Here is a 14,907-nt window from a genome sequence, read left to right on the forward strand (position 1 = left end):
GATAGTTGCTGGGGTAGAGCTTCCCGCTCTGCTCCAGCTTATCCACGAATGCTGCCAGGCTATTCAAGTAGTGCAATTTTTTATGTACACAAATTAATCCGCCAGGATATCAATTTCTGCCATACAAGCCGCCCGCCCGCCATCAGTTGCCTGATGCACGCGGAGGGTTAAGTACCGGGCTTTCACAGGTTCCTTGAAGTAGTGCATCCGCTGAGTCGGATCATTCATCAGGTTCCCAAACCGGAAAGTTTCTCCCGGCATGAAGTACCTGCCATCGAGGCTGGTTTCCACCTGCCCGCCTTCCAGCTTGCTAAGGCTTCTGTCGGCTGGCGGAGTGTAGGCAAAACCAGTCAGGGTATGCTCACGACCCAGATCAATCGTCAGGTAGTGGGGCTCAGGGGAGGGCTCCGGGCACCAGGAAGTTTTTGGGTCACCATCAAAAGCCAGGGCGGCTTCATAGCCGACTTCCTTACTATCGGCGCGGAGGACCGTCCAATCCGTTTTGAGCAGTCCAAACACAGCGGCAGCTACACTCCCCTGCTCCCGGGCTGCGATTGCCCGCGCTTTCACCAACCCTGAAGGTTGCATAAAAGGCGAGGAATACCGAAGCGCTTCTTCACCAGGCGTGGATCCGTCAGTGGTATAGTGAATGGCATATCCCCGGTTGAGGTTGCCCACTACATCTTCCCCGTGAGGCTTCCACCCAAAATCGTGCTGCTTTGGATGGATGTGGACTTGCCCCGTGCTGTCCCTGCTGATAACCAGCTGTGGCAGGCGAGGCCGGTAGTAATGAGCGGAAATCGTCGCAATAGCTGGTGGTAGCCGCCAGGCCGATACGACAAGCTTAAACCGCTGCGCAGTCACCTCCGGAAACCGCAGGATTCGCTGATAACCAATATTGCTGGCTGCTGCGAGGTGTTCCCATTGTCCATTCTGCCAGGCATACAGGGCATGAGCCTCCACTCTTTCGCTATGCGTGGTAATCGCTTCCTGAATGCGGAACCGGTTGGCAGTTATGGGTTCGGGGGCTTCGAGGATGATGGCGCTATCGCCTTTGGTAAGCAAGTGGAAAGTCGCAGGGTCATTATCCAGCACCTCTGCCGGACCTGAAGCCCCCTCCAGGAGATCCGCTCCATACGTTTCCTGAATCCGCTTCCCAACTTCTTCGAGCACAGCCACATCCTCATCAGAGAACCGCCCTTCCCGGTTAGGGGGGATATTCAGCAGGAAGACAGAATTACCGCCCACAGAACGTTCGTACATATCGTACACATCATCTGCGCTGCGTACCCGCTGTTTCGTATCATCCCGGAAAAACCAGCCTTCGCGGATGGAGGTGTTCGTCTCCGCCATTTGGTAATGCAGGTACCGCCCTTTCGCCAATTGCTCCCGTTCACCAATGGCTTCTGCGGTCAGGTCGCTGAAGTGGTTCATTTGGCGGGGATCTTCTTCGTAGGGTATGATGTTCCACTCCGTATTGCGGGTTTTCCCGGCTTCATTCCCACACCAGCGCACGTCCTGCCGGCCAAAGACCACCGCTTCCGGTGCCAGTTGTTGAATTAGTTCCTTCCACGCCAGGTAATCGTACTGCTGCCCGCCTTTGCGCTTCGGGTGGGCGCCATCCAGCCATACCTCATGGATAGGACCGTACTCGGTCAGTAGCTCAAAAAGCTGATTGAGAAAATATTCGTTGTAGTCGTCCACTTTAAACCTGAATGTAGTGGTATCCTGAAAGGGCCGCCCCGGGACTGGCCGGGGAATCACCCGCTCGGTTGCCTTACTCAGGTTGCCATACAAACCTTCCGGATGTTCAATCTGGTAAAGGTCGGCTGGAGATAGATAAACGCCAAGCTGCAGATCGTATTTGCGGCAGGACTCAGCAAGGGCCCGCATCACATCTCCCTTCCCCTCTTCAAAAGGCGAGGACATAATACCGTGCGAGGTGTACCGCGTTTGCCAAAGACAAAATCCATCGTGGTGCTTCGCGGTAAAAATGACCCGTTTCATACCAGCTGCCTTCATAGCCCTGCACCATTGGTCGGTATCCAGATTTTTGAGGTCGAAAATCTGTGGATCTTCCATTCCCGTCCCCCACTCCATCCGGGTAAAGGTATTGGGGCCAAAGTGGATAAAGGCGATGAACTCATTGCGCAGAGCAGCGCACTGATTGGGCGTAGGCACCACATGGGCAGCTTTCAGAAGGATGGAATCAGGCGTATCATCGGAGTCAACTTCGATAGTGCTTGCAGTGGGCATCAACAAGTCTGTAGGGTCACTTGGGGTGCAAGCTCCAAGCCAGCTCAAGGCCAGTAAAGGGAGTAATAGTCGTGACATAGACGCTTTTGTATTCTACCTTGAAGATACCGCTTTCAAAGCATCAGACCATCCCTCCTTTAAGAAAATGCTAAGGAAAATTTTAAAAATGCGTTAAGCTTCTGACCGACAGAAACATAAAGTAATTAAAAGGAGTCTATTTTCATATAAAAAGGGCGCTGCCCTTCCTGTTAACACCAAAAACGATTAGCTATGAAAAACTTGCTTTACCCTTGTATGGCGCTGATCCTAAGCCTTTCCACCCTGTCCTCCTGTACTAAAGATGAAGAAACCGCGTCCCCCACCGGGCCCGCTATCTGGAGCAAATGGGCACCTCATCAGCCTGCTGCCCCTGACCTCACCGACAAAATCAGCAACTCAATGCTCCATGGCGGGTGGACGGTTTCAACTTCTCTGGAGAATCCTACCTTTGAAGGATTTGATGACCCGGCATTATTGGACAATATTACTCAGGAGCTGTCTGCTGCTCAGGTCCCCGAAAACCTGATACAGGAACGCCTCACTTTATTGCAAGACCCTGGTTTTCAATTTAAAGTCAGCAATGATCCCAATACAGCCCGGTTGCTGCTGACCACTGTCAACCACTCTAATGAAGTGGTAAAATCAGTTTCCGAAGCCGTATTTGCCATGCTGTCCCAAAACGCCCGGCGGCTAATCATTACAGACAATCCCCCCGCCGGAGGGATCAGTGGTTCTTCCATGACGACCATCGACCGCCGGGTGTACAGTTGGGCGAGCCTTTTCAAAGGCAGCGATGGAAAAGATATGCGCGCTGAATGGTTCAATGAAGCGGCGGAAATCAGTTACCTGGTTTCCGAAATCACCCCTCCGTCTAAAAATGCCCAAATCCTCCAAATATTACTCCAAACGCTGTACATCATGCATGACTATGCCTCTTTTCTGGATGCTGAAAATTCCGGATCCATCGCCAACCGGGGTATCAGAGACAATCTGGCCTGGCTGTTCCTCACCCTCCACCATCCCGATGAGGCGCAGGAAGACCAGCTTCGTGGCCGGTACTTCAATCACCCGGACGCCAAAAAACCGGGCGATAATCCCAATACTTCCGATTTTGACGAATCTACCGTCAATACCATGTTTGAATTAGTAGAACGTATGCGCGAAAATGGCTATGCCTCTGCTCCGGATCTGCCCTATCAGCCCGTACCCAACTGGTTCGCAGAACAATACGAAACTTTGACCGGGGCACCAATGCCAAACGGCAATTTTGCAGATCAGGCTGCCATTGACCTGGCGATTAAGGCTTGCAATACGTTCCTGGATAACCGAACAGACGCTCGTAACTTCGTCAAAGACTACTACGGAGTTGAATTCCCGTAGACACTGACCGCTCAGGCGGCGATGGCACGGCCGCCGCCTGAGACCAACTGCCTTACCTTGCTCCCGATTCAGCCCCTCGCCAATAACTCTTCCCGGACCGCTTTCAATTCGGAATAATAAGTCAGGGGCCCGGCCAGCGAGCAAATAGCGATAGTCAGGATGGGCCAATTTAAGTCTTCTCCATTCATATAATCTCGGGTGACGGAATAAAATAGCGCAACAATAATCGGGATAAAAATACCGATCATCGTTTTCAGGCCTTTTTCTTTCTTCGTCAACTCTTCTTTGGATAGATCCGTTAGTTTTGGTTTAGCCATAATTTAACCTTTTTAGCGTTGAAATGGGAAATATCCAGCCCAGGTTATCCAATCATTGAACAGCACTGGGTTGCCTTTACAAAACATTTACAGCAAAACACTGTGCACTTTTCAGATCAACTCTCAGCAATATACAGTAAAAAAGATAAAGGCATACAAGAAGACCTCATGCCCGAATTAATGACCTGTTATCCAGGCATTTGGTTTATTAATCTGCACTATTTTATTCCTTGAGCATGACCATTTCCGTACTGATTCACCCTGTGGGCTGCAGCACACTATTCTTAAGATACTGTGATATGAAAATCCGAATTTCTGTGCCCTTCTCAGGCTGACTGCTTTCCATTTCCGCTTCCAGTTTCCGCAAAAAAGCCCGGATAAGGCGGGAACCGAAGCCTTTCTGAACCGTTTCCGGGTGCATGCCCACACCATCATCCTTCACTTCAACGAGCAGGCGCCCACCCGTTTCTTCAATGCTGACCCAGATATTACCCTTTTGTAATCCCTCAAAGGCATACTTGTAAGCATTAGTCAGGAGTTCATTAAGAATCAGGCCGAGCGGAATCATCACAGAGACATCCAGCAGTAGGTTGGGCACTTCCTGGTGCAGCATAATGGTCTTATCTCTAGGCCGGTAGGAAGCCTCCAGGTTGCTGCAGAGATTGGCAACATACTCTGGCAGGTTGACCTGGCTCAGGTTTTCTCCAGTATATAAGTGATGATGGATAATCGACATTGAGCGTACCCGGTTTTCCCCGTCGCTCAGAGCTTCCAGGGCGGAGGGCTCCTCGATATAGCGGGCCTGCAACTGCAGAAGGCTGGAGATGATTTGAAGGTTGTTTTTTACCCGGTGGTGAATTTCCTTAATAAGGTACTCTTTCTCTTCCAGTGCAACCGCCAGTTGCTCCTGCTGACGGCGGTACTTGCGGTACAGCCCATAGAGGAAGATACTCAGCCCGGTGATAAGCACTAAGCCAACAATCCCAATGGTGATCGTCCGGTTTTTCTGGCTGATGACGGCTCTGGCGGTTTGGTTCTCCAGGTCCAGCATAGCAATTTGCTGTTGCTTTTTTTCCGTCTCGTACTGCGCAGACAGCTCATTGATACGGTTGAGCCGCTCGATGCCCGTAACGCTGTCGCTCAGCGTTTTGAATTGCTCCAGCGCTTCAAAGCCACGGCGGTAATCCCCAGTCTGCCGATAGGCTTTGATCAGCAGTTCGTAGGCTTCAGCCCGGTCTTTGAGCCCCATGGAGTATGTGGAATCCGTTTGTGGCAACAACATACTAATGCCGCGTTCATACTCCCCCTCCTCAATTAAGAAATCAGCCAGCAGCCGGCGGCTGGCCGCACTCAGGTCGGGTACATTGATGGAATCAGCGAGGCGGGCGCAGGCTTCAGCGTAAGGAGCTGCAGCTTCCCACTTGTCCATTCGGGTAAGAATGTGCGCCATATTGTAGCGGTTGAGGACTTTGTCATAGTCGCCCTCTGTGGCCTCGCCGATTTGGTAAGCCCGTTCGTAGTGAGTGTAGGCTGCTGTAAAATCACCCTTGTTTTCATAAGCAACTCCCAGGTTGGTGTAAGCAATCTGTTCCTGTAACAGATTACCAGAGAATTGAGCCAAGGCTAGAGTCTCATTTAAGGTAATGATGGCGTCCTCCATACGGTCTGCCTCGCTGTACAGGTGTCCCAGCTTATTACCTGTATCCAGGATTCCAACTGTATCCTGTATGGATTCGTAGGCGCGGTAAGCTTCAAGGACGGCCTCCATGCTTTTCGAGAAATCCCCCATATCAGAATACAAATTGGCCTTAGCCATATTGACGGCAGCTACCAGCCGGGGATGTTTGGCAGCCCGATGAAAAGCCTCGTAACGATTGAAATAAGCCTTGCTCTCTTCAAACCGGTTCAGGTTCTTGTTGAAGATACCATAGTAATACCAAACCACGTCCTCTTTATAACGGCTGCTGTCTGCCGTGTAAAAACTTTCGATATCCCCGAGGATACGAAGGCTCTCTCCTGGCTGCGACCGGGCCTGTGCCCAGGCTTCGTTTAATAAGGAGTCAATGGTAAGCTGCACTTCGCTTTTCTGAGCATGCAGAACAGCCACAACAACGAGGCAAAGCATCAGAAACAATTGTTTTTTCATCGGAGGTCGGTTTCCAGTTTATAGAGGGTTTGGAAATCAAAATCACCCCATGAAGATAGGGCATATCTCCTCAGCTTGCACGCTCTTCTCTCAAAACTATCCGAACGGGTAGCTTCCTGCCGGGGATATCCCTGTAGCTTGCAGACGTATTCTGATACCAAACCTTTTACACCCAAAACCATGCATATATTCCAACCACTCCTGCGATTGAGTTACACCCGTCCAAAGACGACTTTACTGGCGCTTTTCGCCATCACCTTGTTAATGGCAGGGGGACTGAACCAACTGGAAACCCGCAACAGCTTCGACGGTGAACTTCCTGCCGATGATCCCATCAATCAGGGCATTGAAGCCGCCAAAGCAACATTCGGAGAACGAAGCATCGTGCTGATCGGGCTCGAAACCGGATCCGTATACTCTCCGGAGGCCGCCCAAAAGATCATCGATATTTCCAATGAGTTGGCGAAGGTTCCCCATGTGCTTTCTGATGAAATCGTAAGCCTGGCAACCCTCTCCAACGTCAGTCATCGGGACTGGGGGCTGGAAACCGGCGGATTTCTGGATGAGCTGCCGGCCGATGAAGCCGCCTGGCAGCAACTCAAAGCAGATGTGGCAGGCAATGCCATGGTCCTTGACCGGCTGGTTAGTGCCGACGAATCCCTCACGGTTATTGCAGCTGCCCTTGAAGAGGGCTTCGAGGGAGGTACGGTGTATGATGCTGTTTCGGAGCTCGCGGATCACTATGCGGGCCCGGAACGCATCCACATTACCGGAGCGCCGATCCTGGTAGAAGATGTGCAGCGTGGAATCAGTGGCGATTCCCGCCGCTTCATACCCATTGCCATTGTGCTGATCTTCATTGGCTTCTACATCTCCTTCCGGAGGCTACCGGGCGTGCTGCTACCGGTGGGCATGGTCATCATGAGCATACTGTGGACGATGGGTTTCATGGGCTACGCCGGGCTGCCGGTCACCGTGGTCTCCAATGCCCTGCCGGTGATTATGGTAGCGGTGGCCTCTTCCTACGCCATCCACTTCATGAATGCTTACTACCGGCTGGCGGATCAGCACAGTACCGGCCCTGCTTTGGCGGAAGCCACCCTGCAAAAAATCGGATTGCCTATCCTGATTACCGGGCTGACATCAGCTCTGGGCTCCGCAAGCCTTCTGATTTTCAAAATCACCTCCCTGCGGGAGTTTGGTATTATCGGCTCCGTTGGCTTTTTATTAGCCACGGTGATTTGCCTGACTTTTCTGCCGGCAGTATGCGCACTGCTGAAGCCGCCTGCGGGCAAAGCTTACCAATCAGCCGGGCTACAGCGCTTCCTGCGTTCGCTTACGCAAATGGCACAGGGGCACCGGCGCGCTATTACAGTGGCCTATTTACTGCTCATTGCCGGTGCGGTTTACTTCATCGGGCAGGTGAAAATCGGAGATGACTACCTGAAGTTCTTCCCTAAATCCCATCAGGGGCGTGTTGCGGCGGAGACCTTCAACGACAAACTCAGCGGGGTACGCACTATGGATATCGTGGTGGATGCCACGGCCTACGGCGGCATTAAAGACGAAGCCTTTTTCCGTAACCTGAACGGCTTTCAGGATTACCTCATGGATTACGAAGAAGTCGGGCATACCTACTCCTACCGGGATGTAGTACATCACTTAAGTACCAACCTAAACGGGGAAACCGATGCCCTGCCCGGCAGCTCCGAAATTGCACAGTACCTGATGCTCCACGAGATGTCAGCCACCCCGGGCGAGGTCTTTGCGCTCCGCTCCGAAGACGATAATCAGGCCCGCATTCAGGTCTTCCTGAAATCATCAGACCCCGAAGTGCATCAGGCGCTTTACGAAGATATACAGCGTGATGCAGCCCGCTTTTTCCCGGAAGGGAATACGCCTCTGACATTTGGCGGAGACGTCATGCACCGCATCGCCCTCGGCACCTACATCGTGGAGGGGAAGGTACAGAACATCATCCTTGCCCTGCTGATCGTTTTTCTCAGCTGCCTGATCATTTTCCGGTCCCTGCCCAAGAGCCTGATGGCGCTGTTACCCATTACCGTTTCTCTGCTGATGGTCTTTGGGCTGATGGGCGTAATCGGCATACGGCTGGGTATTAGCACTGCCCTGCTTACCGCCATGATTGTGGGCATAGGCGTGGATTTTGCTGTGCACTACCTGGTGGGCTACTTCCGTGACCGGGAGGAAATGCCGGCAGATGAAGCTATCACTCATAACAGCCTCCACACCGGGCAGGCCATTGCTTACGATGCCGCTTCCAATATCGCTGGCTTCAGCGTGCTGTCGTTTTCAGGCTTCCTGCCGGTACAGCACTTTGGCTGGCTGCTGGCCCTGTCCATGCTGCTCATATTTCTGAACACCATGGTGCTGTACCCTGCCCTGCTTACGCAAAAAGAACGGCAACTGGCTACCCCCGAATTTGCATAAACCGACGACGAAGTAGTTTGGGACCAAACATGACTTCGTGCCTGCCCGACATGCCAAGGCAGGCGGGTCGGCATACACTCGTGCGTCGGGTTTGTGCCTAACGCCCAAACCTCTCCGTTCCGAGCATAACCTCATTTTTCAATCCCCAAAAATTCGATACGATGATTTTGGCATTCACTTTGATTGTAACCCTGTTTTCCGCACCTCTACTGCCCGATGCTGCGGCTATCATGGAAGCCCACCGTCAGGCTACTGCTGTGCAGGACCTCACCGGGCAGCTGACATACACCAATATTAGCAAGTCGGGCAGAAAACAGACCCGCACCCTGCAGCAGTACATCCTGCGCACCGACAAGGGCGACTACACCTACAACCTGCTGCTGGAATTTACAGACCCGCAGGACGTGGCTGGCACGGCAACGCTAACGATTCAGCAGGAGCGCAAAGATGACGAGCAGTGGCTTTACCTGCCTGCCCTTCGCATGAGTAAGCGCATTTCGCCCAGCAAAAAGTCCGACCGGTTTATGGGCACGGAGATCACCTACGAAGACCTCTCCGGCCACCTTTCAGAACCCATCGACGACTATCAGTATACCCTGCTGGGGGAAGAAACCATCAACGGCCGATCAGCCTACAAGCTCGAAGCGCTGCCCCGAGAGGGCCTGCGTACCCAATACGGCAAACGGTTGTTGTGGATTGACCAAGCTACTCACCTGATGGTGCAGACCCGCTTTTATGGCCACAAAGGCGAACACCTGAAAACCTACACCGCCACAGACATCCGGCCAGTCGGCTCAGGCGGGCACCACCGTGCACATCAAATCAAAATGGAGAATGTACAGACAGGCAATACCACAAAGGTGCAGTACAGCGGCTTTGCGATCAACGCTGGCGTAGATGCGGCCATGTTTTCGACTACCTGGATGGAAACCCGTTAATCCGTGAGGCACCTAAAAAACATACTTAAAACCCTGCTGGGGTTATACCTTTTCGGAATTGTGGCGACCACCGTTGCCCAGGAAGCCGACAACAACTGGTCCACCACGCTCCACGGGCAGGCCAGGGTACTAAGCCGGTATTATCCCGGTCAGAACCCCGCTGGCCTGTACCGCTGGCAGGGGGAAGCACGGGCAGAGCTGGAAGGCGAAGTGAGCTACGGCAAATACTGGAAAGGGCGGGCAGTGGTGATCGCCAATGTCAACCCGGACGAACGCCGCCGCAACCGTCTGTGGGCTAATGAGGCATACGTGTACTACCGTCAGGGTCATTACTTCCTCAAAGCCGGCAAGCAAACGGTCAAGTGGGGCGCACTGACCGGATTCAGCGCAATGGATCTCGCCAACCGCTACGATTACTACGATGTGCTGGACACGGAAGCAGAGCGGCTGGGGCTTTGGGGGCTGGAAGCACGCTACAGCAAAGGGCGTACGGAGCTAATGCTGCGTGCTTTCCATCCCGATAACCGCTCTCGCCTTTACCTGGAAGACAACCGCTGGATAAATCTGCCACAGCGCATGGCTGTACCGGGTGGTGAAGCGGCAATGGCCTATGAGGGCGCAACTTCGCATTACCAAAAACGCCTGCCCCTGCTCAGCGGCAGCCTTTCCACAGAAGTGGGGCGGGTGCAGGTTCGCGGCAGCTGGCTGTATGGCAACAACGATATTCCGCTGAGCCAAATACAATTACAGGAACCGATGGTGAGCCCGGTACCTTATGAAGTGCAGCTCCACTTCGAGCCCATGATGATCAGTGCACTGAATCTGGGCACCTGGGCCGGTGAGTGGAACCTCTGGGGGGAGGCGGCTTTTGTGGACAGTAAACGCATCGGCGAGACCGGAGAAATCACCCCCGACCAGTACACCTTCTGCTCCTTAGGAGCGGACCGCTTCTGGGCCTTTGAGCATCCGGAACGGCACCTGAGGCTGGTGGCGCAGTTCCTGCAGGTCTTTCCGCACCAAAGTGGAACGTACGCGCCCACCGAGATCGATCACATTTTTCAAACTGCTCTGCTGATAGATACTGAATTGCAAATCAACTATAACTGGTCAGCCGCCCTGCGGGCAGTGGGTGAATTCCGCGCCGAAGGCTTTTACCTGGAGCCCCGGCTGATTTGCAAAGCCTGGGCACCGCTGCGGGCGGAGCTTAGCGGTGGCTGGCTCGGCGGATCCGGGCAGAGCTTTTTCGGGCATTTCAAGACCAACAGCAGAATTGCATTACATCTAATTCGACCCATCCTATGAAAACAACATCAACATCCCTATCCACCCATCAGCTGCTGCCGGCCACGGAGTCGGGTTCGGCGCCAGTTATCAATGAAACCCAACTTATGGCGGCCCGCTTTTTCCCTCCCTACATCCACCGGGTGGGGCAGGTCATTAATACGGTGCATCAGGTGCACTCCAAGGCCGGCTGCCGGCTGACAATGGGTGCCCTTTCGGTGGCGGTCCGCCGGCCAGTCAGGGCTGCCGACCGGGCATTTTACGAAAGTGGACAACGGCAGGAGCACCGCTGTGGCAAGCACCGGTTTTACACCTACACCTTTGGGCAGGGACCGGCTGTATTGCTACTCCACGGCTGGTGCAGCAACGGCGCACGCTGGGCACCCTATGTACAGGAACTATGCCGCGCCGGCTATCAGGCCGTCGTGATGGATGCGCCAAGCCACGGACAATCGCCCGGTCGTTTCCTGTCAGTACCAGACTACATCCGCTGTGCCGGGCAGCTCATCCGTTCGCGTGCGCATTGGCATGCCGTTCTGGCCCACTCTATGGGGAGCCTGGCCGGGGTGATCAGTGCGAGTGAGCAAGCCCGTGAAGTCCGTATCGGGAAGTTTGTGCTCATGAGTACCTTTTCCAACTGCGATGCGCTGATGAGCAAATTCGCCCGCTGCCTGGGCGTATCTGAGACCGTACTCTCGGACACGCGGGCATGGATCCCCAAATATACTGGCAAGCCGCTGAGCTATTTTTGCCTCATTGAGCACCTGCAGCAGCTCGGCCCGCCTAATACACTACTGGTAGCCGATGAAAAAGATATTGTCGTACCCCATCAGGAGACCAAAGCGATCCTGAACGCCCTGCCGCATGTAAAGCCCATCATTACGAGCGGGCTGGGGCACAACCTTCGCTGTGATACCGTTCGGCGGCAGGTGCTAAACTTTATAACACCCTAAAACATGCAACACCCGCAACTATCACCCGACACCCTTGAGCAAATGCTACTGGCCGAGCTGGAGAACACCTGGCAGGAAGTGGACACACTGATCCGTGAACAGGAGCAGGCGAGAACCTCCACAGCCATTATCCGGCAACTTCATCCTAAACCGTATATTTGGAACCGGGCATTTCAATATTGTAAACGCCGTACCGCAAGCCTGTATCGCCTATGCAAGACCAACTTCGGATATTGATTGTGGAAGACGAGCCTCTGATTGCAGAGGACATTGCCGACCTTTGCCAGCTCAATGGCTATGAAGTCTGCGGTATCGCTCACCGGGGCGGGCCCGCCCTTACGCTTATTGAGTCGGAGCGCCCGCAGCTGGTTTTGCTGGATATCAACCTGGAAGATCAAATCAGCGGTCTGGACATCGCCGCCTACCTGCGGGAAAAGTATGCCATCCCGTTTATCTTTCTGACCTCCTACGCAGATGCCGGCACCCTGGCGAAAGTCAAAGAAACGGCTCCTTTGGGGTACATCGTCAAGCCCTTCACCGGGGAGCAATTGTACTCCACTATTGAAATTGCCTGGTCTCAACGCACCAAAACCCTGGCACCGGAGCTTGACCTGGAGCGCATCAACAACACCCTGACTGCCCCCCTAAGCCGCCGGGAACAGGAGGTGCTTTCGTGCATCTACAAGGGCAAAAATGCGCAAGCCACAGCAGATGCTCTTTTTATCAGTATCAATACCGTGAAGTTCCATCTAAAAAATATGTATGGCAAATTCGATGTGCACAACCGGGTGGAGCTGCTGTATAAGCTACAGGAGGTGATGAAGGGGTGAGAACTAATTTTTTGGACTTAACAGTTTTGATTAATCCACTGGTTGCTATATTGCTTTTGTTCTGAGATTGAGTACATTTGAATAATGGGCAAACCGGAAAAACATATTATCCTTCGCATTACCAATGAGGGTGTTTTCTACAATAAGGAAGCCTGTATTCCATGGGCGCACACCAACTTCCCACCAAAGAATACCTTTAACTTTAATGAGCGGTCTGAAATCTTTTGGAAAGCCCGGCTGCTTTCCTTTGATGCCGGCCGGTCTCTTCTGAAAGTAGCAATCGTGGACTATGATACAGAAGGGCAGCGGGCTGCTTTTGCCAGGCAAAAGGCTAAGTTCCCTTTCCGGAACCTGTTGTTCAGCCCCTTACAGTGGGAGACGCTGGAACCTCTGATGAATATTTACAACAAGCAGTTATTCCAGCCCATTCTGGAATCCCCTAAAACCTGGCGCATGACCCGGTCATCGGATGAGGATTGGGTGGATTTTTCGGAGCCGGAAGAGCAAAAGACCCGTATTGACCTGCACTTTGAGTATCCACTGAACAAAGCCGTCTTCAAAATGGGCTCTGTAGAGGTGGAGCATCAGGTAAAAGAGCTGCCGGAACAAACCCTGACCCTCCCCATTGAGAATCCGAATATCCTGCCTGAATTTGACCATGTAAAGCCTTTTTTTGCCAAAGCGCTGGGGAAGAAAAAGATCGAAGTGCACGGTTACCTGGAAATTGATGAAGCGGACCACATTGAAATCCGCTGCCAATCGAAAGAAATCAGTCAGATCAATGATAAGTTCATTGCGACTGTTCGGAAGCTGCGACTGGAAGATGCCATTTTCAAGCCCAAAAAAATCACGGTAGAAAAGAGTCTTTTCACCCCTGAGGAGTACTTCGAAGGCTTCGACGAAGCAGAGCTGGGCAACACCATCCGCCAAAGCGACAAAGACTTGCTTACAGAACTGCTGGAGTCCGAAAAAATCAGGAACCGCAAGCAATTACTGTACTTATCCGGCCAGCTTCAGAGCCAAGGCACCGGGCTGCGGTTTACGCTCAGCCCCAAATTCGGCTTCCTCTTTCACGTGGAAGGTGAAACCATGGACCACTTCATCTGGGAGCTGCTTAATAGCCACGCCACCTACATCTGGAGCATAGATCGCCCGGGGACTTCCCTGCAGCATAAATTCCGGCTCATCGAGCGGGAAATCAACTTCATCCGCGAAAACGGCCGCCGGGTCTATCTGGACCATGCCCGAAATGAAGACCTCCTTTTCAGCAAAGTGAACCATGAAAACAGTGAGTCCGGGCTGGTGGATGGGTTTCCGAAGTGGCGGGTACGGGTTGGGGAGGTGTTGGTGTGATTTTGGCTGGATTTGGAGTAAGACAAAGTTTCTTTATTTTGAAGGCTAAAGCCTGTCAAATGAAGGACTCTAAAGTGGAATTAAATACCCGTTATCAAGGTATGGCGGGGTAACAGTGGGGAAAGGGCAACAGACAATAAAACATAACCAACAACTATGGACAAAAGCATCAATGTAAGAGAATGGGTACAGGAACTGCGGGGGCTGAAGGCATCAATAAAACAACGGCAATTATCCCGGCGCGAAGCCATCAAAAGTGCAGACCGCTTACTCGAACAGTACTCCAAGCGCGGTGCGCAGCCTGTAACTGATGTTTTGAACGCCCACCTACAGCTTCATGAGACCAAAAAGCAGATGGAACAAACCATACAGCGCTACCAGGAGCAGCACAATACTCCTGTCAATACCACAACCTATAATGTGTTACTATCCAAATCCAACAGCCTGGAAGATGCGCTGCTTTTACTAGACGAAATGACCGTACTGGGCTTCTATCCAAACACTTACACGCTCAACGGGCTCATCAAGCTAAGCCCGTCTGTTAATGAAGGGCAGCTAATCCTACGTAATTTAAGCAGTTACGATGTAAGCCCTAATATACAAACCTACAATACCTTGCTAAGCAAGGCCAATACCGAAATAGAAAAGGAGAAAATTCTTGAGGAAATGTCCGCCCGGAATATTTCCCGAAATCTCGTCACTTATAATACGCTGATTGGGAAAGCTCCCGACTATACATCTGCGGCATCTCTGTTTATGGAGCTGAAAACCAGAAAATTGCGCCCTCAAATCAATACAATGGTTACTTTGCTAAAAAAAGTAAACAGCAGGGCTGATCTTCAACACCTGCTCCGGCTTCAGGAGGAAGAAAACATTCAACCTAATCATGCCTGGCATACTAACTTACGCAAGGCTGAAGACCGGCTCTGAGCTCAGAAAAAAGCCCGCCCCGAAGGGCAGGCT

Annotated in this window: 12 protein-coding genes; 9 read left to right on the forward strand and 3 right to left on the reverse strand. The window is 52.5% G+C overall.

All coding sequences use genetic code 11. The features are described 5' to 3' along the window. Positions 1–93: 93 nt before the first annotated feature. Positions 94–2,334 carry an alpha-L-fucosidase gene (locus IX84_RS23995; protein WP_044226837.1) on the reverse strand — a complete coding sequence of 747 codons (2,241 nt, stop codon included), beginning with the start codon at positions 2,332–2,334 and terminating at the stop codon, positions 94–96. Between the two features lie 192 nt (positions 2,335–2,526). On the opposite strand from IX84_RS23995, the gene IX84_RS24000 reads away from it, so the two are divergent. Further along, positions 2,527–3,675: a hypothetical protein gene (locus tag IX84_RS24000; RefSeq protein WP_044226840.1), complete on the forward strand. Its 1,149-nt coding sequence runs from the start codon at positions 2,527–2,529 to the stop codon at positions 3,673–3,675. A gap of 68 nt (positions 3,676–3,743) precedes the next feature. Here the strand turns inward: IX84_RS24000 and IX84_RS24005 are convergent, their stop codons facing one another. Continuing rightward, entirely contained in the window at positions 3,744–3,992 is a 249-nt protein-coding gene (locus IX84_RS24005) for a hypothetical protein (protein ID WP_044226842.1), read from the reverse strand. Positions 3,993–4,248: 256 nt separating this feature from the next. After that, positions 4,249–6,138 (reverse strand): sensor histidine kinase, encoded by a 1,890-nt coding sequence (locus tag IX84_RS24015; RefSeq protein ID WP_044226848.1) that lies wholly within the window; start codon positions 6,136–6,138, stop codon positions 4,249–4,251. Between the two features lie 180 nt (positions 6,139–6,318). Here IX84_RS24015 and IX84_RS24020 point away from each other — a divergent pair, with 180 nt between their 5' ends. The 8 genes from IX84_RS24020 to IX84_RS24055 all read left to right on the forward strand — a co-directional run bounded on the left by IX84_RS24020 (position 6,319) and on the right by IX84_RS24055 (position 14,874). Beyond that, positions 6,319–8,589, forward strand: a complete 2,271-nt coding sequence (locus tag IX84_RS24020; RefSeq protein WP_081968920.1) for an efflux RND transporter permease subunit — start codon at positions 6,319–6,321, stop codon at positions 8,587–8,589. Between the two features lie 161 nt (positions 8,590–8,750). Next, positions 8,751–9,527 (forward strand): outer membrane lipoprotein-sorting protein, encoded by a 777-nt coding sequence (locus IX84_RS24025; protein WP_044226854.1) that lies wholly within the window; start codon positions 8,751–8,753, stop codon positions 9,525–9,527. A 3-nt stretch (positions 9,528–9,530) separates the two neighbouring features. Next, on the forward strand, positions 9,531–10,829 hold the full coding sequence (locus tag IX84_RS24030; RefSeq protein ID WP_044226857.1) for a hypothetical protein: 1,299 nt from the start codon (positions 9,531–9,533) through the stop codon (positions 10,827–10,829). Next, entirely contained in the window at positions 10,826–11,761 is a 936-nt protein-coding gene (locus IX84_RS24035) for an alpha/beta hydrolase (RefSeq protein WP_044226860.1), read from the forward strand. Before IX84_RS24030 ends, IX84_RS24035 begins: the two co-directional genes overlap by 4 nt. A gap of 3 nt (positions 11,762–11,764) precedes the next feature. Continuing rightward, on the forward strand, positions 11,765–11,998 hold the full coding sequence (locus tag IX84_RS24040; protein ID WP_044226863.1) for a hypothetical protein: 234 nt from the start codon (positions 11,765–11,767) through the stop codon (positions 11,996–11,998). After that, entirely contained in the window at positions 11,974–12,591 is a 618-nt protein-coding gene (locus IX84_RS24045; protein ID WP_044226867.1) for a response regulator, read from the forward strand. Before IX84_RS24040 ends, IX84_RS24045 begins: the two co-directional genes overlap by 25 nt. An 84-nt stretch (positions 12,592–12,675) precedes the next feature. After that, positions 12,676–13,944 (forward strand): hypothetical protein, encoded by a 1,269-nt coding sequence (locus IX84_RS24050; RefSeq protein WP_044226870.1) that lies wholly within the window; start codon positions 12,676–12,678, stop codon positions 13,942–13,944. 156 nt (positions 13,945–14,100) lie between these two features. Continuing rightward, the gene (locus IX84_RS24055; RefSeq protein ID WP_044226872.1) at positions 14,101–14,874 is read left to right on the forward strand and encodes a hypothetical protein; all 774 of its coding nucleotides are present in this window, start codon (positions 14,101–14,103) and stop codon (positions 14,872–14,874) included. Positions 14,875–14,907 lie beyond the last annotated feature (33 nt).

Source organism: Phaeodactylibacter xiamenensis (assembly GCF_000759025.1).
Classification (GTDB): Bacteria; Bacteroidota; Bacteroidia; order Chitinophagales; family Saprospiraceae; genus Phaeodactylibacter; species Phaeodactylibacter xiamenensis.